Source organism: Algoriphagus sp. (assembly GCF_039969895.1).
In the GTDB taxonomy this organism is placed as follows: domain Bacteria; phylum Bacteroidota; class Bacteroidia; order Cytophagales; family Cyclobacteriaceae; genus Algoriphagus.
In genome coordinates, this window is record NZ_JBDVMZ010000012.1 from 212,570 (window position 1) to 230,842 (window position 18,273).

Below are 18,273 nucleotides of genomic sequence, written 5' to 3' on the forward strand. Positions count from 1 at the left end.
TTTTATGTTTATATGAATTGCCAATTAATAAAACCTCTAACACAAGGGGATAAATATACAGCGCATTCTATCTGTCCGCTAAAAATCAAATATAATCAGATGAAATTGCTTCGTTTAGTCTGCTTTGAATTTATCTACGATATAGAGGAAAATATTGAAAGATAAAGTAGATGGAACAGGCTCAACTTTTTTTCCCTCTCCACTGACACTTCCTTCTTTTTTAATAGGCTGAGCTTTCTCTCTAGTAATGATTGCCGCTGGCTGAACAGCATTGCTTGGGACGGCATGGTCCTTTAAATCCGTAGTATGGTCAACAATTGGCCGGTCTAGTGGCTTGCCATTTTCCATTTCCAATTTATCTCTTTCACTTTGCGCCAACGATTCTCCTGTAATAAAGCACAGCCCCATAGCAACTAAGCTGAAGATGGTAAGTTTTTTAAAAGGATATTTCGTTATTGTAGTCATTGTAGGAGTAAATTGTCTTCTAAAGTTTCTTCTCTTTTAAAAATGATATCTAAAATTAGGAAAAAAAACAACTATGCAAACGATTGATTACAAATATTTTGACAAAATAGAATTACGCGTAGGAACAATTTCGAGGGTTGAGCGGTCAATAAAAGCCATTAAGCCAGCTTATAAACTTTGGGTTGATTTAGGTGAGGAACTAGGGCTGAAAAAATCATCTGCACAAATCACGACAAATTACAGCCCTGAAGATTTGATTGGTCGCCAGGTTGTTTGTGTTTGCAATTTTGAACCTAGACAAATCGCTGACTTCATGTCAGAGGTTCTCGTGACCGGCTTTAGCGATGAAGAAGGCAATATTGTACTTTCTACTGTAGAGCGGCCTGTACCTAATGGAGCACGATTACACTAGATGCTTCCGGAATAAGGAAAATCTAAAGGATCGGGAAAATTAAACGTAAATCCTGTCGCGAGAATTTTTTCCCCGCAAACTAACCGATCAATTCCTAGAGTGCCGTGTACATAACTTTGAGGCGGTTCTATACCAAGGTCTAGGACATTACGCTCATATACCTCTCTTCGCTGCGGATGCTTAGGAGCTACTCCATTGTAGGTCTCATTCCAAAGCTCTTTTTCAATGATCCATTGGAGCATTCTCGCAGCATCATATCGATAGATATAATTCACACGAGTACTTCCGTTCACATTTTCTCGACCCGCAACATACTTGCCCGGGATTCTATCATCCCCTAATAAACCGCCAAATCTGACAATGGTAAGTTCTTTATCAATTGCTTTAAAAGCAGATTCCCCTTTCATCAATATGCTATTTCCTGAAGTCTCAACAGTTAAAGGCTCTTTTTCCGTGTATGCTTCGTCTCGAGGATGATCCGGATAAACCCCAGTACTTGATACAAAAATGATTTTTCGAAGGTTAGATTGATCCACCATGCTTCGCAAAAACTTCATTTGCTCCAAGTACATTTTTCCATCTGTAGAACGGGTTCTTGGAGGAATGTTAATGACTAAAACCTCTGAAGTAAAAAGCTTTTGAAATCCTATCCCCTGAGGAAATGGATCTAGCGAAAAGTGAATTGCATTAATTCCCTGGCTAATCAAGCTGGTTTGCTTAGCAGCTGTAGTAGTACTTCCTACTACCTCATGTCCGTTTCTTTGAAGCAGTTGGGCTAAGGGTAAGCCTATCCAACCAAGGCCAATTATCGAGATTTTAGTCATAGGTTTTAAAGAAAAAACCTCCCAGAAAAGGGAGGTTCGTGTTAGTTGTCTCTCTTAGGCACTGTGCCGAGTATATAATCCCAAAGAGTGGTACTCACGCCAAAGGCAACATCTGGATCTTTATAGTGGTGAATTGCATGGTGAACCCAAAGTATTTTAAAGAAATTCTTTGGTGGCTGAATCGCATGAACCAGGTAATGAATCCCCAAATAAAGTGCATAACCTAGCAAAAAGCCTGGAAGGAAATAATACGCCAAGTCACCCATTATCAATTTGAACACCAAGTACAAAATAGCTGCATAAGCCGCGCTTACAAAGGGAGGCATCGCCAATCTATACTTGTCCTTAGGATAATCATGGTGCACACCGTGCACGGTGTATTGCAATTTATCTTTGATCGGCGTATTGGGCTCCATGTGGAAAAAATGCTTGTGCATCATGTATTCCACCAGTGTAAATCCAATGTAACCCACCACAAATAAAAGGATGGCGGTACCAACTCCTACTGTGGTTCTCTGAATCCCAAAATAAATGGATACCCCGCCTAATAGGATAAACATCGCAATCGGCATCCATATAGGTGTCCTGGTCAATCTTTCGAGAATAGGGTTGGAGAACATTTGGGCTGTCCCAAAGTTGTCCGGCTTGTCTAATCTTCCTATCTTCTTCATACGCTACTAAAATAAAACTTTACTCAAAAGGGGTTAATTCTACAAAGATAATTCAAAACTGTGTTTTGTCTCTGTGATTTTGCTGACATTAATCAGCTTATCATCAAATTTGTGCCAGAGTTAATTCTATTGTCTTCTGATAATAAGCAACATAATGTGGCAGAATCATCGAAATATCAAATTCCTTCGCTCTAGCTAATGCATTTTCCTTAAAGCCTCGAAGGTTAGCATCATCCAAAATATAAAGAGCCTTTTCCTTCATCGTCTGAATGTCTCCTATCTTACAAACGAAACCGGTTACCCCGTCAATATTTAATTCAGGGATGCCGCCAGCATTTGAAGATAAGACTGGAACCTCACAGGCCATGGCTTCCAAAGCTGCCAAACCGAAGCTTTCTTTTTCCGAAGGCATCAAGAATAGATCAGCAACAGAAAGTACTTCCTCCACTGCGTCTAATTTACCTAAGAAACGTATGTCGTCGCATGTTCCTAGCTCTCTACAAAGTCGTTCCATTCTATCTCGCTCCGGACCATCGCCCACCAGCAACAGTTTGGCAGGGATTTTCTTACGCACTTCATAAAATACATGAATCACATCTTCCACCCGTTTCACCTTTCTGAAATTGGAGGTGTGAACCATCAACTTCTCGTCATTCGGACAGATCGCCAATTTGAAATGCTCTTTTTTCTGTCTCTTGAATCTATCCAAATCAATGAAGTTTGGAATCACTTCTATAGCTCGCTTAATGTCAAAAAACGCATAGGTTTCTTTCTTCAAATCCTCCGAAACTGCTGTGACGCCGTCCGATTGATTGATACTGAAAGTCACCACAGGTTCATAGCTTGGGTCTTTTCCTACCAGGGTGATATCGGTTCCATGAAGGGTAGTTACCACTGGAATCTGAATTCCCTGAGTTTTCAATATTTGCTTGGCCATGTAAGCAGCCGAAGCATGCGGGATAGCATAATGAACATGAAGAAGGTCAAGCTTTTCGTACTTTACCACACTCACCATTTTACTCGCCAAAGCCAATTCATAAGGCGCATGCTCAAATAACGGATAGCTTTTGATGTCCACTTCGTGGTAATACAAATTCTCGCTGAAAAAGTCTAAACGGGAAGGCTGCTTGTAGGTAATGAAATGAACCTCATGTCCTATTTTGGCTAATCCTTTGCCTAACTCCGTTGCTACTACTCCACTACCACCAAAAGTCGGATAGCAAACAATACCGATTTTCATAAATTTTTTAGGGCTGCTGTATAAACCTGCTTTTTAACACTCATAGACTCCCGTTTTGTTCAAATCCAAGGATATTTCTGCTATTAAACTGGGATTAAAAGCGAAACCTATTGAAGATCAATATACTAGTGATTAGTAATTTTGTGAAATAAGATGAAAAAACCCTTGGGAAAAACGAATTCTCAAGGGTTTCTTATCTCAAGCTTGTTTCAACCAAAGCTTTCAAGCTCTTCGACTATCTTCTTTGGCAAGACAATTTCAACGGCCGATCCTCCACCGTTTTTTTAGTAGTTATCCTTTTTTGCTTTCTGCTACTGCATGATGCGCTGCTCTCGCAGCAAAAGCCATGTAGGTCAAGGTGGGATTTTGAGTAGAGGTAGAAGTCATGCAGGCACCGTCAGTCACATAAACATTTGGAACAGCGTGAAGCTGGTGATTAGCATTGAGCATGGAGGTTTTAGGGTCTTTTCCCATTCGTACCCCACCCATTTCGTGAATATCGAGACCTGGCACACGATGATCGTCACGCACTGAAATATCAGTAAAGCCTGCTTTGGAGAACATCTCCGAGATTTGCTCCTGATAATCAATGATCATTTTCTCATCGTTTTCATCATAGTCCACATTGAATTTTAAGGTTGGAAGTCCGTAAGGATCGAGTTTGTTCTTCTCCAAAGCCACATAGTTGGATTCCTTTGGAATAGTCTCACCCATCATGTGAGAACCTACTCTCCAAGGTCCATCTGGCGGCATTTTGTTCAGCATACTATTTTTAAGATCCATCCCCACTCTAGCATCAGCCACGTAGCCTCCGCCTCTATAGGCACTGAATCCACCCGCATATCCACGGAGAAAATCTGTTTCCTGCTTTTTTACATTTCTAAATCGTGGAATGTATCCGCTGGTAGGGCGGCCTCCTGTAGTCATGTACTCTGTAAAACCATCATAAGAAGCACTTACGCCAGCTCGATAATTGTGAAAGGCAAAGTACTTGCCCAGAACGCCACTATCATTCCCAAGACCATTTGGAAATCTAGCAGAGGTGGAATTCATCAAAATGGCGTTAGAATTGGTCGCAGCGGCATTGATGAAGATGACCTCAGCATAGAACTCCTCCACCTCTTTGGTATGGGCATCGATTACTCTCACGCCAGTAGCCTTGCCTTTTTCCTCGTCATAAATTACAGAATGAACCACAGAATCTGGCCTCAGGGTCACATTTCCGCTTTTCAACGCCCATGGAATCGTAGAAGAATTGCTGCTAAAATACCCTCCAAAAGGACATCCACGCTGGCACAGGTTTCTATTCTGACAAGATGCTCTTCCTTGCTCGGTGAACTCCGGCCTCGACTCGTGAATGTGCGCACAGCGGGAAGAAATCATGTGTCGATCTCCTCCGTAAGCTTCTTTCAGCTTCTGTGCAAAATGCTTTTCTACGATATTCAGGTCATAAGCAGGCAAAAACTCACCATCAGGGAGTACATCCAGTCCATCGCGATTACCCGATACGCCCGCGAATTTTTCCACATGGCTGTACCATGGCGCTATGTCTTTGTATCGAATCGGCCAGTCCACTGCAAAACCATCTCTTGCCGGACCTTCAAAATCATAATCTGACCAACGCTGCACTTGTCTGGCCCAAAGCAGGGATTTCCCTCCCACCTGATAGCCTCTGATCCAGTCAAATGGCTTCTCTTGGATATAAGGTTGATCCGCATCTTTGACAAAAAAGTGCTCTGAATCTTCACCAAAGGCATAACACTTAGCTACAATTGGATTTTCGTCCAATACTTTCTGTGGCAGCTTGCCTCTATGCTTGAATTCATAGGGAAGCATGTTCGTAGTCGGGTAATCCTTGATATGCTCTACTTTTCTTCCTCTCTCCAGCAAGAGAGTTTTCACTCCCAAATCTCCAAATTCCTTGGCAGCCCAGCCTCCACTTGCACCTGACCCTACAACTATGGCTTGATAGGTACGATCTTGTTTATTTCTGATATTCAAATTAGCCATTGATGCGAGGATTTTGATTTTCTGAGATTAATGCTGCTCCATTGTATGGACCAGGGATAAGGGAATAAGGAATTATCTCGGTCTGAATGTACTCAGAAGCCATGTATCCCTGCATGGTAAGTCGCTTAGTCGTATTTAGGAAATACGATACGGCTTTATCTTTTTCCCCTTCTGGAGTTTCTGCTGCCTGCAGCTCTATCCCTGTCTGAATTAGATTTTCTTTCTCTTTAGCGCTTAGCTGATCATACTTTTTCCCGGCTGTAGCTTTAGCATAATCAGGAAAAGCCGTAAGGCCAGCACTAAAAAGCTGTTGGTTTTCTGCTGTCATACAATCATTCACCATCACGAGAATGAAATCAGGCACCTCTAATTCAAGTGCACCTTTAAGTTCTCCTGCTGGGATAATTGTATCTGATATGGATCCAAGAAGCTGTTTTTGTGAAGCAGTTACTTTGAGATTATCATAAGCTGCCAGTATATCATCTGAGCTGAAATCACAGGATGGAATGAGGGCAAGTCCACCCGAAATCAGCGCGAGATGCCTGAGGGCGATACGTCTGTTCATAGGTTTAAGGGTATTGGGTTAGTTACTTGGGGGCATAATGTAACCAAATTGCTATTTAATTGCCACTTAATTTTGAACGGCTGTCCAGAACGCCCTTTAGCCAGTTTTCACGAAGGGACAATAATTCGGCTGCTACTTCGGGATGCTCTAATTTTAGGTTTTTTGACTCAGTGCTATCCTGAGATAGATTCACGAGGTAAAGTTTATCATCCTCAGTAAACGTCAATTTCTTGGCTGGATCATGAGGATTTCCCAGGAGTTTCCACGGGCCTTTGCGCACAGCCCAAGAATTGGTAGCGACTTCTGGTTCGCCCGTCGCCCAATACATCACGTCATGTCCTGAAGCTGCATTGTTATAAATCACATCTCTCAGACTTACCCCATCGATCTCAGCGGGATTAGGAATCTCTACTTCAGCCAATTCGGCAAGGGTTGGATACCAATCTACACTTCCAGCCCATTGATTGCGTACTTGCCCTTTGGGCAAATTTCCACCAGGCCATGAGATAATCGCAGGAACCCGAATTCCACCTTCCAGCATGCTAAACTTGGCACCATTGAACGGCCCTGCATTCCCACCTCCATAGTAGGCACGCTGCTCTGTACTATGACCATGGTCTGATTGGAAAACGATAATCGTATTTTCCAACTGGCCAGTTTGCTCCAAATGATCCAATACATTGCCGATCAGTTCATCCATAGTGGATAGAAAAGCCGCATATTCTTTTCTAGGACTAGGCAAATCCTTGTAATGCTCCAACCAACTAGGTCTTCCCTGATAAGGATAGTGAGGCATATTGATCGCCCAATAGATGAAAAAGGGATCTTCGGAAGGCTGGGTAAACTTCTTTACCTCATCCACCATCAAGTCTCCAAAAAACTCGCCTGGCCTGTGTATCTCTTGATCATTTTGGTACAAGTCATGAAGATTTGGCCCGGCCCAAAAGAAGAAATGCGAGTAATTGTCGATGCAGCCTCGCTGATGACCAAAGAAATAATCAAACCCTTGTCCGTTCGGTAGTTTCTCAGGCGTATGGCCCAAATGCCACTTTCCGATGGCGGCAGTTCTATAACCAGCTGGCTCAAATAGTTCTGCCATAGTAATCTGCTCGGTAGGCATTCCTGATTTTCCTTCAGGGTCATTGTCAGGAATATCTACATTTCCATACAATCCCGCATTGTAGTTGTATTTTCCTGTGAGCAATCCAGCTCTCGAGGGTGAGCAAACTGGCGCCGCAGCGTAAAATTGGGTGAATCGAATGCCTGATGCAGCCAATCTATCGAGGTTTGGCGTAGCCAAATCTGTAGATCCATAGCTGTTCAGATCCAAGGTGCCTTGATCATCTGAAAGAATCACCAGCACATTTGGTTTGGATGAAGCGGGCGCGATAGCTGGCTCTTGTTTTTGACAAGAAGTAAGAATAACAACCGAACCTAGGAGGGTCAATAACTTATTGAACATACCGAACAGGAAAACTTGATTTTTGTAACGTTTAACTTGATTTAGCGGGTGAGTACTCCGATTTCTGCGAAAGTCGCCGGATTTCCATCCGCTGTAGTATTAGCTTTCAACCGGATAAATCGGGCCTTCAATTCTTCAAAACGAATGCTTTGCTCAATAGGACTGTTGACAATATTGGAGAATTCTCCAGAGGTAATCGTGGTGAAGGTTTTGCCGTCCTGGCTTACCTCGAAAGTAAAATTGGTGATAAATCCGCTTGGATACCTTGCCTGCATCGGCATGTAGGTAAACCCTTTAATAGCAATTGCTTCTCCCAGGTCTATCGTCAGACTGTTGTCTTTGCTTGTAAAATAGCTTCCGGAGTTTTCATCTATAGCCCTTTCGGCATTTTCCTGACCCACCTTCCAGTTTGCCTTGGCTACATCCACTTCAATTCTCACTGCCTCACTTTGCTGACCTGAACCTGGATCCACCGAAATAGCCTTTAGCGTCGCCGCTCCGTCGATCATAAAAGGTGCGGAGTATTTTGGACTAGCTGTGCTAGGCTCAGAATCATCCAGCGTATAATACACATCCATCGCTTCATCTGGCTTGGTAAGGGTGATTTCTCCAGAATTTACTCGTGAAAAAGCGGGAGCAATAAGGAGTTTTGGAGCATTATAAATTCCAACTTTTGAGATCAATGGAATATCCTTACCATCCGTGATCCGTATTCGAACCTTCGTGGTAGTCACATCTGGAAATCTCAAAATTCTCTTAAATCCAACAGTAGTTCCCTCTGCTATTTTTTCCCAGTTTCCATCCTTTTCCCGTTCCAACACGAAAGCCTTCACCCGCTGCCCTAAGTTGGTGTACTCTTGAAGCATTAGGCGATTGAAAGTAGTTTCAGCTCCGAAATCTATCGTTATTTCTCCCGTCGGTGCTCCGTCAGGGGTTGTCCAGTAGGTTTCAAAATCTTCATCGAGAACATTTTTCACCTCGTAGCCCTTTCCGCGGTCTGTATTTGCTTCGGCGATGGCGTAGGAAGCTAGGTTCACGGCAAAATCTTCTTTCACTTTATCCGCAAATTTCATGATCGCGTCCACGTCATTCTCATGAATCAAGCCCCGTGTGTCCACCGGGAAGTTGATCAGCAAAGAACTATTTCTACCTATACTCTTATAATAAATCTCCAAGAGCTGTGGTAAAGTCCGCACCTTGTGATCCTCATATTTATGGTAATACCACCCGGGACGGATAGATACATCTGCCTCTGCTGGCACCCAGTGCGTGCCGTCTTCCTGACCCGTTGCCCATTTTTCGGAGAACTCAGGCATACCGGCATAGACCGAATCCCGCATGAGATTTGACCAGGTAGTCTCGTATGCATAGCCGTGCTCATTCCCCACCCAGCGGACATCTGGTCCAGCATCAGAGAAAAGCATCGCACCGGGCTGAAGCTCACGAACCAACTCAATCGTCTCAGGCCAACCGTAGTAGCTGAATTTATCGACTTTTCTAGTTTCATTTGCTCCGCCATACCAGCCATCGCCACCGTTTGCTCCGTCAAACCAGACTTCGAAAATATCTCCATAATTGCTGAGCAATTCGGTCAGTTGATTTCTCATGTAGGTGATGTATTCCGGCTTGCCGTAATCAGGATGATTCCTGTCCCAGGGGGAATAATAGATTCCAAATTTCAATCCGTATTCCTTACAGGCTTCAGAAAGTTCCTTGATGATATCGCCTTTTCCATCTTTCCAAGGGCTATTTTTCACCGAATGCTCGGTGTATTCAGAAGGCCAAAGGACAAAACCGTCGTGATGCTTGGCTGTAATGATCAGCCCCTTCATACCAGCTTCGCTCGCTACTCTCGCCCATTGACGGGCATCCAATTCGGTCGGGTTGAATTGTTCAGGTTTTTCATCTCCAAAACCCCACTCACGATCGGAGAAAGTATTCATGTTGAAATGAATAAAGCCGTAATATTCCAACTCCTGCCATGCGATCTGACGCTCGTTTGGAACTGGTAAAACGGGTGCGGGGGGAGCAGCTTTTTCTGCACAAAAAGAGAGGGATAATATGAGGACTAGCCAGAGTGAATTTTTCATCAGAAGGGGATTAAGTCAGAATATTAGGGCTTTTGCCTGAATTTAAGAAATAGAATATGATTAATATGAATATTCGCTTTTCTACCAGTAAAGACGCAAAATTAAAATTGGACATGTCACATGTAATAATTGAAGCTACTTAGGTCATCTGGCTTCTGAACTGATAATCAGAGATTTTAAGGCGAAAGGCATCATTGCGGTTAATCAAAATGATTAATAAACACAAAGAATGAACTTTGGTGGATTGCTTTTTCGTAGTCAAACCGAAAGCTTTTACTTTGCAGCATGTATAAACTACTTACGTTGATTTTTATTTTAGTCGCAGTCGTTGCCCAGGCACAAGTCCAGTTCAGGGTGGTAGATGCAATAACCCAAGCCCCACTGGAAAATGTTCGAGTTCAAAATGAACAAGGGCAAGTCCAGTTCACAAATGCATCGGGAATTTTGGCATTCCCTAGCTCAACAGAACAGCTATTTACATTTTTCAAAACTGGCTATGCACCTCTATCAGAAAAATTTACTGCAGGTGAGTTTGTCGTTGAGCTTAGCGAAAAATCGCTTAATCTCTCTGAAATCACCGTCACAGCTTTCGAATCAGAGCGACCTCTTTTAGAACAGTCTGCAGCCATTTCACTGATTTCCGAGCGAGATTTTACCCGATTCAATGAGACATCCATCGTCAATTCTTTCAATACCAAACCAGGCATCCGAATCGAGGAACGAGCCCCTGCCAGTTACCGAATCTCCATTCGTGGGAGTTCCATTCGATCACCTTTTGGGGTGAGAAATGTCAAAGTTTACTGGAATGAAGTTCCCTTCACCGCCCCAGATGGCACTACACCATTAAATCTTCTTGACTTGAGCAACATCAGAACTGCGGAAGTAATAAAAGGTCCATCGGGAAGTATTTACGGAGCTGGAAATGGCGGGGCAATTAGTCTGAACTCCCCAGTGTTAGCTCAGGGAAACCGACTTTCGACCGAGTATTCAGCAGGAAGTTTTGGCTTAAATCGCTTCCGGATGGGACTTTCGCAGCAGATCGGTAAAGGTGGAATCGAAGCTTCATTCGTCACTCAGCAAGCAGATGGCTATCGGGAACATTCGGCTATGGATCGAAAAGTATTTCAATTGGGAAGCTTTTTCCCAGTATCAGAAAAACAGGAAATCCGTACCCAACTCTTGATTTCTGATCTGAACTACCAAATCCCTGGCGCACTGAATTCAGATCAGTTGGCGACAGATCCAACTCAAGCACGCCCTGGTTCCGTGGCTCAAAACAGTTCCATTGCACAGCAATCCGTATTCGCATCCTTCGGACATCTGTATCGTTTTTCCGAAAAAACCAGCAATACCACCACGGTTTACTTGAATACCAATGACTTTGAAAATCCTTTCATTTTGGATTATAAGAAGGAACTCGGCTTCGGTTTTGGTGGTCGAACAAAATTCACTTATGATGGAAAACTTGCAGGAAAAGACCTTAGGATAATCGCAGGTGGAGAATATCAAAGCAGTTTGACAGACGCTCAGAATTTCGGAAATGTAAATGGAGTAGCAGATACAATTCGATTTGCAGATAAATTGAGAGCCACTCAGGGTTTATTATTTCAGCAAGCAGAGTGGGATTTCGCTGAGAAATTCATCTTCACGCTTGGCCTGAGTGAAAACTTTTCCAGCTTCGAGATTGACCGACAGATCGATGCCACAGGTGGACCAACGGGAGCTCAGACTCGGACATTTGACCCGATTGTAGTACCTCGGGTAGCGCTGAATTATGGAGTCAATTCCTTTTCTTCCATTTACGCAAGCTTAAGTAGTGGATTTTCTCCACCCACGATCGATGAGGTGAGAACCAATGAGGGAAGTTTGAATTTGGATTTGGAAGCCGAAAAAGGTGTTAATTATGAATTGGGATATCGCCTTGGAAAAGGAAAATTCAATGTAGATCTGGTAGCTTATTATTTCAAACTCGATCAGACCATTACCACATTCACAAATGGTCAGGGAGTAGTCCTTTTCCAAAATGCTGGAGCGACTGATCAAAAGGGAATCGAAGCCGCATTGGATTACAGTTTGGTGAGAAATGGACTAGGTTTTATCCAGGACTTAAGTGTTGGAACGGCTTACACAGGTCAGTTTTTTACCTTTAAGGATTACAAAAAAGGAGAGAATGATTTCTCTGGCAATGAGCTGACAGGAGTGCCTGAGACGACTTTGGTTTCCAGATTAGATTTACGGACGAAACCGGGAATTTATCTGAATTTCACGCATCAGTATGTCTCCGAACTTCCGCTCAACGACGCGAACACGGTTTATCAGGAAGCTTACAATTTGGTAAATGCCAGATTCGGCTGGGTAAAAAGTTTTGCGGGAAAATGGGAATTGGAAGCCTTTGCCGGTGTGGACAATTTGCTTAATGAAAGCTACTCGCTGGGAAATGACTTGAATCCTTTCGGCGGAAGATACTATCAGCCTGCACCGACAAGGAACTGGTATGGTGGAGTGAAGGTGGCATTTTTGTATTGATAGCTAGACATTAGTAGTAAGACATAAGATTTTGCACCGCTGCGAGATTTACGTCATTGCGAGGAACGATGCAATCTGCTAGGTGAAAAGAGATTGCTTCGTTGCTCGTACCTCGTGCCTCGCAATGAGGTACTTGAGAACAAACTACTCTATCCCATCCAACTCACTCAATTCCAACCAGGTCAATTCCAATTCTTCCAATTTAGCATCGATTTCCAGCATGCGCGAGGAGATTTTCATCAATTCCTCGTGATCAGAATTTCCACCGCTGATTTTCTCGGTAAGATCAGATTTCTCTTTTTCTAATTTTGCAATCGAGGCATTCACCTCCTTAAACTCATTCTTCTGCTTAAAGCTAGCCTTTACTTTCGCAGGTGCGGCATTTGAGCTTATGGCAGAGACTTCTTGCTTCTCCTCTTTAATCTCTTTTCCCTTATCTCTAATCTCTTTGTCTCCATTCTCTTTTTCCACTTCTCTAAACTCAGAATAATTCCCAGGGAAATCAGAGATCTCTCCTTCTCCTTCGAATACAAACAAATGCTCCACCAAGCGATCCATAAAATATCGATCGTGAGAAACGATGATCAAACAGCCTGGGAAAGTATCCAAAAATTCCTCCAGCGTATTCAAGGTCATCAAATCCAGATCATTCGTAGGTTCATCCAGAATAAGGAAGTTAGGATTCTTGATCAATACCATTAGCAGCTGCAATCTTCTACGCTCACCACCGCTTAGCTTGGCGATTGGTGTATGTTGCTGCTTGGGAGGAAAACCAAACTGCGTCAAAAACTGAGAAACGGTGATCTCCGCACCTCCGGCGATGGTCACTACTTCCGCAACTTCCTTTACTATATCTATCAGTCGCTTCGTCTCGTCAAAGCTACTTTCTTCCTGTTTGTAATAACCAAAAGCAGTAGTTTGTCCGATGGAAACTTTCCCCGAATCAGGAGCAATTTGCCCGGTGATCATGTTGAGGAAAGTTGTCTTTCCAGCTCCATTTGGCCCTACTATCCCTACTCTGTCTTTCTTTTTGAAGGTATAAGAGAAATCATTTACTACTGTCTTGTCTCCAAATGCCTTGCTAATTTTTTCGATCTCAATGATTTTATTTCCTAATCGCTGAGTCGTCACGGTCAATTGAATATCTCGCTCTTCTCGTTTCTGAGAGGCTTTTTCTTTGGTTTCTTCGAAAGCATCTACGCGGTATTTAGCCTTGGTGCTTCTCGCTTTTGGCTGGCGGCGAATCCAGTCCAACTCCTTCTTGTAAAGGCTTTTCGCTTTTTCAAGCTCTATATCCTCTATTTCCATTCGCTCTTCTTTTTTGTCTAGGAAGTAGCCGTAGTTGCCTAGGTAGCGATGGACTTTGCCCTGATCAAGTTCCAGGATTTCATTGGTTACTTTTTCCAAGAAATATCGATCGTGAGTCACCATGAAAAGCGCCAAATTAGCCTTTGCCAAATAGTCTTCCAGCCATTCTATAGTTTCTAGATCGAGGTGGTTGGTAGGTTCATCTAGCAGCAACAAATCAGGTTTTTCCAAGATGGCTTTTGCCAGAGCAACCCGCTTACGCTGACCTCCTGAGAGTGTCCCAACAGGAAGATCCGTGTCATGAAGGCCCAATTTGCCAAGAACCTCTTTCACTTGGTATTCAAAATCCCAAGCCTGGAAAGCATCCATTTTCTCAAACAAAGCCGACATTTTATCCGAGTTGTCAATGCCGCGCTCAGCTTCCAGCATGGCTATGTGGTAATCTTCGATCACCTTGAGCACTTCAGAATTACTTTGGTCGAAGATGGTCTGGTAAATGCTCATTGTACCTTCAAAAACCGGGTTTTGATGCACGTAAGCCACTTTCACCTGCTGATTGGTTCCTACCTGACCTGTGTCAGGAATCTCCAAACCCATGATGATTTTCATCAGCGTGGATTTGCCCGCGCCATTGATGCCGACAAGGGCGATTTTTTGACCTTGGGAAATGCCAAAAGAGATATTGGAAAAAAGCTTGCGCTCACCGAACGCTTTACTGAGGTTTTCGACCGAAAGGTAATTCATGCCGCAAAAGTAAGGAAAAGGCAGGCAAGAAATACGTTTCTTTCAATCATGTTCTTTGGTGCTAGCTGATTACTATAATCATCTAGGGATTGAATCAGCTCAAATTGATAAGAAATACAGCTCATAATTTCGATAAAATGAGCCGTATTAGGTTTGATAAAGAACAATTGCTTAAAACAAAAACTAGTTGTTTTTAATTAACCAATTCTAATAATCTGAATCTAAAGGAGTCTTCTTCTGCCGTGGGATTAAAAGGGTTGTTGATTGAGATATACAATCCTTTTTCAGCTACAAATAAATTATTTGGCAGATATATTTCATCTTCAAAATATCGCTCTGTGATTAGATTCAAAGATTCATCAAAAACTTGGATCACAAATGGACCAGAACTCTGCCTCAATTTTATAAGCTCTTCTTCCTGTGTGATTTGTAGTGTAGGATAGGCAATCCTATAATAAACTTTTCGGTAGTCATCATATACTAAAGATTCATATCTAGATGATCCAAGAAGGTATCGTTGTGTTTCTAGTCTTGCACCATCAATTGGAAACTTTGGTAAATATTCGTCAAGATATTGGCTTTTGCCTTCAAATGTTTCAAGCTCTCCAGATTTACTTTTTTTGAAAATCCTATGATCGCCAAAAATTGAATAAACTGTGTATTCAGGATGAAAAACTATGCTCGGCTCAAATAGTTTTAGCCCCTCCGAAAGGTATTTTTCTGGATATTCTAGATCCTCCATTTTTACACTACCAGAGTTCAGATTGATAGAATATGCCATGTCTGATTTTGAAAGATCTTCCTCCGTCATTGCTCGATAATTTCCAGTGATATGAGTTTTGACCAATAGTTTACCTTTTATAAGTAGTGGAGGACTTAACGCGTATGCATTATGAACAAAAGCATTAGAATAGCGACGGGGAGCTTCATATTGGATTCTATTTTTAATATTCCCGCTCGTATCGGTAAGAGTGATTACCGAAGCTACTTGGTTAAATAAAAATATACTGTCTAAGTTATGAGGATAAATTCCAAAAATACCCCCTACACCGTTTGGACCTTCTTCCTCAAAGAAAATTTCCTTATCCTTAGTCTGTGTTTTTAAATTATAGAATTGTAATGAATTAGTTGTCCAATTTACATTTATCAATTGACCGTCATAATAGACTAAGCCCATACTAACATTTGAAGTGCTGTCGTCAATTGGAAATGATAGAATTTCTTCGGATGGCATTAGCTCAATGCTATTCACGTTTTTTGAATTTCCTTGACAGGAACAACAATAGATTGCAACAAGACTAGTAAATACTAATGTTTTTAAGGTCGTATTCATTTATTCAATAGATAATTATAAAATCGGCAAGCAATGAATGCTTGCCGAATATTAAGACAATTATACTTCAGAGTTGCAGTCATCGTCTTGACTGCAAGTTGGCGGTGGTGGACAAATCTGATTAACACAATTGTCAAATCCCTGCGTATCACAGTACTTTGTTGGGTAATATGCTTCATAACATGCCGTTGGCAATTCTTCTGCTATTGAAGCTTGGGGCATTAAAAAGGCAAAGCTTAGTGCAAATACCCCAAATCCTAAAATTAACTTCTTCATAATAATTCAATTTTTGTTAGATAGTTACCCCGTGGCCAAGAGCGGCAAATCAACTGATTCGCTAGTCCGAACATATTATTATTATTATTATTATAGTCCAAATTTCTACTCTAGAAAAAACTTAAAATGCCGAAAAATTCCCTATATAGGGTAGAAATTGCTAATTTATTAGGTGATATGCAAACCATCCACGACATTCTCAAGCTCGGAGATCCCAAACTTTACGAAGTTTGTGAGGCAGTTGAGGAGGCAGAACTTCCACATGTGAAAAAATGGGTAAAGCAACTTCACGAAGCCATGGAAGATATTCGTAAAGTCTATGGATTCGGTCGAGGGATAGCTGCTCCACAGCTGGGGATCATGAAGCGACTTTTTTACCTGAATCTCGAACGGCCTTATGTGGTCATAAATCCTGTTTTGAAAAATCTGAGTGAGGAGAAGTTCGAGCTTTGGGATGACTGCATGTCTTTTCCCAATCTCCTGGTCAAAGTTAAACGGCATCAATCCTTGACTCTGACCTATAGAGATGAAAACTGGAAGGAGCAGGAATGGGATGTTTCAGGGGCAATTTCTGAATTGATCCAACATGAATACGATCACTTAGATGGAATCCTCTGTACTATGCGGGCGATAGATGGTAAGAGTTTTAAGTGGAAGTAATCTGGCTTCTCCCATCTTGATACTCACATCTAGCTACTTGATACTTCAGAATCCCTTACCTTTGCCTCATGGAAGAAATTCAGAAAAAAGACATCCGTAAGCTCTCTCTGGCGCAGTTGGAAGAATTCTTTTTGGCTCAGGGGGATAAAAAATTCCGAGCCAAGCAGGTTTATGAATGGCTATGGAATAAGTCGCTGAAGAACTTTGATGAGATGAGCAATATCTCGCTAAGCACGCGTGAGATGCTCAAAACGCATTTTGAGATCAACCATATTCAGGTGGATCTGATGCAGCATTCCTCAGATGGGACCATCAAGAATGCAGTGAAGCTTTATGATAATAAAATCGTAGAGTCGGTGTTGATCCCTACGACCAAGCGGATTACTGCCTGCGTTTCTTCCCAAGTCGGTTGCAGTTTGGATTGCAATTTTTGTGCGACAGCCAGACTGAAGCGCATGCGAAACCTGAATCCAGATGAGATCTACGATCAGGTGGTGGCGATCAAAGACGAAGCAGAGAAATACTTTCAGCGTCCACTGACCAATATTGTATTTATGGGAATGGGTGAGCCCTTGCTCAACTATGCCAATGTGCTGGAAGCGATCGATAAAATCACCTCGCCCGAAGGACTCGGGATGGCTCCTAGGAGAATCACCCTTTCTACCGTGGGCGTAACCAAAATGATCCGCAAGCTCGCCGATGATGAAGTCCGCTTCAATCTGGCCGTCTCGCTCCACTCCGCCATCAACGAAACCCGTTCCCGCTTGATGCCTATCAACGACAGCAATCCTGTGGAGGAACTAGGAGAATCGCTGAAATACTGGTATGAAAAGACCAAGCGAAAAGTTACTTACGAATACGTGATCTGGGAAGGAATAAACGACGATGAGCGACATGCCCGAGCTTTGGCCAAATTCTGTAAAATCATCCCATCCAAAGTCAATCTGATCCAATACAACCCGATCGACGAAGGGGAATTCCGTCAGGCAAAGCAAGAAGCCGTGGATATGTACGTACGAATCCTCGAATCTCAAGGCATCATCGCTAAAGTGAGAAAATCCCGAGGTCAGGACATCGATGCCGCCTGTGGACAGCTGGCAAATAAGAATGAGGTAGGGGAATTGAGTGAAAAGTAATAGTTGCTTTCTTCCTCCAAGACTAGTAATTTCTTGATGAAATCAAACCCACTCATTTTATGAAAAAAGCTTTATTGATTTTTAGCGCCAGCATAATGCTCTCTTTTATGGCTTCTGCCCAAACACAGGAGCAGGGAAATGCGCGATTACACGGTTTTGGAGCTTATGGTTTGAGATATCAAAATTTCGGAGTAGGTGCTGGAATCGAATATTTCTTTGTGGACAAATTCGCCTTGATGCCGAGTTTCACTTTTGTTTTTCCTCAGGTGGGAAAGGAGAGTAACTTCAGTGCAGACCTACGCTATTACGTTTCAGAAGGGCCTTCCCAGTTATACTTTATGGCTGGTTATAGCCAAACTTGGCAAAATACCCAGCCAGATGGAGCTGGAACAAGACGGAATTCTAAAGGAGCTAATGTAGGAGTTGGTGCTTATATCCGATTGACAGATTTTATTGGACTTAGCACAGAATTTAGATTTCAAAGTCCCTATCCAAGAGAAGTTGGGTTTAGAGTTGGACTGGCAATTCCCCTATAGAAAAAGTATTGAATT

Annotated in this window: 16 protein-coding genes; 5 read left to right on the forward strand and 11 right to left on the reverse strand. The window is 42.5% G+C overall.

The window, feature by feature from the left end:
* Positions 1 to 114: 114 nt before the first annotated feature.
* Complete coding sequence (locus ABJH64_RS07075) at positions 115 to 465, reverse strand: hypothetical protein (RefSeq protein ID WP_348275019.1); 351 nt, start codon at positions 463 to 465, stop codon at positions 115 to 117.
* A gap of 73 nt (positions 466 to 538) precedes the next feature.
* On the opposite strand from ABJH64_RS07075, the gene ABJH64_RS07080 reads away from it, so the two are divergent.
* Positions 539 to 877 carry a tRNA-binding protein gene (locus ABJH64_RS07080; RefSeq protein WP_348275020.1) on the forward strand — a complete coding sequence of 113 codons (339 nt, stop codon included), beginning with the start codon at positions 539 to 541 and terminating at the stop codon, positions 875 to 877.
* On the opposite strand, the gene ABJH64_RS07085 is transcribed toward ABJH64_RS07080, so the two are convergent.
* The 7 genes from ABJH64_RS07085 to ABJH64_RS07115 all read right to left on the reverse strand — a co-directional run bounded on the left by ABJH64_RS07085 (position 874) and on the right by ABJH64_RS07115 (position 9,739).
* Entirely contained in the window at positions 874 to 1,701 is an 828-nt protein-coding gene (locus ABJH64_RS07085; protein ID WP_348275021.1) for an NAD(P)-binding domain-containing protein, read from the reverse strand. The genes ABJH64_RS07080 and ABJH64_RS07085 overlap by 4 nt on opposite strands.
* A gap of 41 nt (positions 1,702 to 1,742) precedes the next feature.
* Positions 1,743 to 2,372 carry a sterol desaturase family protein gene (locus ABJH64_RS07090; protein ID WP_348275022.1) on the reverse strand — a complete coding sequence of 210 codons (630 nt, stop codon included), beginning with the start codon at positions 2,370 to 2,372 and terminating at the stop codon, positions 1,743 to 1,745.
* Positions 2,373 to 2,475: 103 nt separating this feature from the next.
* Positions 2,476 to 3,612: an N-acetyl-alpha-D-glucosaminyl L-malate synthase BshA gene (bshA, locus tag ABJH64_RS07095; protein WP_348275023.1), complete on the reverse strand. Its 1,137-nt coding sequence runs from the start codon at positions 3,610 to 3,612 to the stop codon at positions 2,476 to 2,478.
* 291 nt (positions 3,613 to 3,903) lie between these two features.
* The gene (locus ABJH64_RS07100) at positions 3,904 to 5,622 is read right to left on the reverse strand and encodes a GMC family oxidoreductase (protein ID WP_348275024.1); all 1,719 of its coding nucleotides are present in this window, start codon (positions 5,620 to 5,622) and stop codon (positions 3,904 to 3,906) included.
* A complete protein-coding gene (locus ABJH64_RS07105; protein ID WP_348275025.1) occupies positions 5,615 to 6,187 on the reverse strand; it encodes a gluconate 2-dehydrogenase subunit 3 family protein in 573 nt (190 codons plus the stop codon). Before ABJH64_RS07105 ends, ABJH64_RS07100 begins: the two co-directional genes overlap by 8 nt.
* A 55-nt stretch (positions 6,188 to 6,242) precedes the next feature.
* Positions 6,243 to 7,649: a sulfatase-like hydrolase/transferase gene (locus tag ABJH64_RS07110; protein WP_348275026.1), complete on the reverse strand. Its 1,407-nt coding sequence runs from the start codon at positions 7,647 to 7,649 to the stop codon at positions 6,243 to 6,245.
* A 41-nt stretch (positions 7,650 to 7,690) separates the two neighbouring features.
* Positions 7,691 to 9,739 carry an alpha-L-fucosidase gene (locus ABJH64_RS07115; protein ID WP_348275027.1) on the reverse strand — a complete coding sequence of 683 codons (2,049 nt, stop codon included), beginning with the start codon at positions 9,737 to 9,739 and terminating at the stop codon, positions 7,691 to 7,693.
* Between the two features lie 285 nt (positions 9,740 to 10,024).
* On the opposite strand from ABJH64_RS07115, the gene ABJH64_RS07120 reads away from it, so the two are divergent.
* Positions 10,025 to 12,265: a TonB-dependent receptor gene (locus ABJH64_RS07120; protein WP_348275028.1), complete on the forward strand. Its 2,241-nt coding sequence runs from the start codon at positions 10,025 to 10,027 to the stop codon at positions 12,263 to 12,265.
* 144 nt (positions 12,266 to 12,409) lie between these two features.
* On the opposite strand, the gene ABJH64_RS07125 is transcribed toward ABJH64_RS07120, so the two are convergent.
* From ABJH64_RS07125 to ABJH64_RS07135, 3 genes are all read right to left on the reverse strand, one after another.
* Positions 12,410 to 14,317: an ABC-F family ATP-binding cassette domain-containing protein gene (locus ABJH64_RS07125; protein WP_348275029.1), complete on the reverse strand. Its 1,908-nt coding sequence runs from the start codon at positions 14,315 to 14,317 to the stop codon at positions 12,410 to 12,412.
* Between the two features lie 193 nt (positions 14,318 to 14,510).
* Positions 14,511 to 15,650 (reverse strand): DUF4221 family protein, encoded by a 1,140-nt coding sequence (locus ABJH64_RS07130; RefSeq protein ID WP_348275030.1) that lies wholly within the window; start codon positions 15,648 to 15,650, stop codon positions 14,511 to 14,513.
* 60 nt (positions 15,651 to 15,710) lie between these two features.
* Positions 15,711 to 15,926, reverse strand: a complete 216-nt coding sequence (locus ABJH64_RS07135) for a hypothetical protein (protein ID WP_348334594.1) — start codon at positions 15,924 to 15,926, stop codon at positions 15,711 to 15,713.
* Positions 15,927 to 16,103: 177 nt separating this feature from the next.
* Between ABJH64_RS07135 and ABJH64_RS07140 the strand changes: the two genes are divergently transcribed.
* The 3 genes from ABJH64_RS07140 to ABJH64_RS07150 all read left to right on the forward strand — a co-directional run bounded on the left by ABJH64_RS07140 (position 16,104) and on the right by ABJH64_RS07150 (position 18,258).
* Positions 16,104 to 16,586: a peptide deformylase gene (locus ABJH64_RS07140; RefSeq protein ID WP_348275039.1), complete on the forward strand. Its 483-nt coding sequence runs from the start codon at positions 16,104 to 16,106 to the stop codon at positions 16,584 to 16,586.
* 68 nt (positions 16,587 to 16,654) lie between these two features.
* The gene (rlmN, locus tag ABJH64_RS07145; RefSeq protein WP_348275031.1) at positions 16,655 to 17,722 is read left to right on the forward strand and encodes a 23S rRNA (adenine(2503)-C(2))-methyltransferase RlmN; all 1,068 of its coding nucleotides are present in this window, start codon (positions 16,655 to 16,657) and stop codon (positions 17,720 to 17,722) included.
* A gap of 59 nt (positions 17,723 to 17,781) precedes the next feature.
* On the forward strand, positions 17,782 to 18,258 hold the full coding sequence (locus tag ABJH64_RS07150; protein ID WP_348275032.1) for an outer membrane beta-barrel protein: 477 nt from the start codon (positions 17,782 to 17,784) through the stop codon (positions 18,256 to 18,258).
* Positions 18,259 to 18,273: the final 15 nt, after the last annotated feature.

Excerpts from the sequence above, each read along its gene's own strand:
- ABJH64_RS07075 (WP_348275019.1), bottom strand. The coding sequence starts at position 465 with ATGACTACAATAACGAAATATCCTTTTAAAAAACTTACCATCTTCAGC.
- ABJH64_RS07080 (WP_348275020.1), top strand. The coding sequence starts at position 539 with ATGCAAACGATTGATTACAAATATTTTGACAAAATAGAATTACGCGTA.
- ABJH64_RS07085 (WP_348275021.1), bottom strand. The coding sequence starts at position 1,701 with ATGACTAAAATCTCGATAATTGGCCTTGGTTGGATAGGCTTACCCTTA.
- ABJH64_RS07090 (WP_348275022.1), bottom strand. The coding sequence starts at position 2,372 with ATGAAGAAGATAGGAAGATTAGACAAGCCGGACAACTTTGGGACAGCC.
- bshA (WP_348275023.1), bottom strand. The coding sequence starts at position 3,612 with ATGAAAATCGGTATTGTTTGCTATCCGACTTTTGGTGGTAGTGGAGTA.
- ABJH64_RS07100 (WP_348275024.1), bottom strand. The coding sequence starts at position 5,622 with ATGGCTAATTTGAATATCAGAAATAAACAAGATCGTACCTATCAAGCC.
- ABJH64_RS07105 (WP_348275025.1), bottom strand. The coding sequence starts at position 6,187 with ATGAACAGACGTATCGCCCTCAGGCATCTCGCGCTGATTTCGGGTGGA.
- ABJH64_RS07110 (WP_348275026.1), bottom strand. The coding sequence starts at position 7,649 with ATGTTCAATAAGTTATTGACCCTCCTAGGTTCGGTTGTTATTCTTACT.
- ABJH64_RS07115 (WP_348275027.1), bottom strand. The coding sequence starts at position 9,739 with ATGAAAAATTCACTCTGGCTAGTCCTCATATTATCCCTCTCTTTTTGT.
- ABJH64_RS07120 (WP_348275028.1), top strand. The coding sequence starts at position 10,025 with ATGTATAAACTACTTACGTTGATTTTTATTTTAGTCGCAGTCGTTGCC.
- ABJH64_RS07125 (WP_348275029.1), bottom strand. The coding sequence starts at position 14,317 with ATGAATTACCTTTCGGTCGAAAACCTCAGTAAAGCGTTCGGTGAGCGC.
- ABJH64_RS07130 (WP_348275030.1), bottom strand. The coding sequence starts at position 15,650 with ATGAATACGACCTTAAAAACATTAGTATTTACTAGTCTTGTTGCAATC.
- ABJH64_RS07135 (WP_348334594.1), bottom strand. The coding sequence starts at position 15,926 with ATGAAGAAGTTAATTTTAGGATTTGGGGTATTTGCACTAAGCTTTGCC.
- ABJH64_RS07140 (WP_348275039.1), top strand. The coding sequence starts at position 16,104 with ATGCAAACCATCCACGACATTCTCAAGCTCGGAGATCCCAAACTTTAC.
- rlmN (WP_348275031.1), top strand. The coding sequence starts at position 16,655 with ATGGAAGAAATTCAGAAAAAAGACATCCGTAAGCTCTCTCTGGCGCAG.
- ABJH64_RS07150 (WP_348275032.1), top strand. The coding sequence starts at position 17,782 with ATGAAAAAAGCTTTATTGATTTTTAGCGCCAGCATAATGCTCTCTTTT.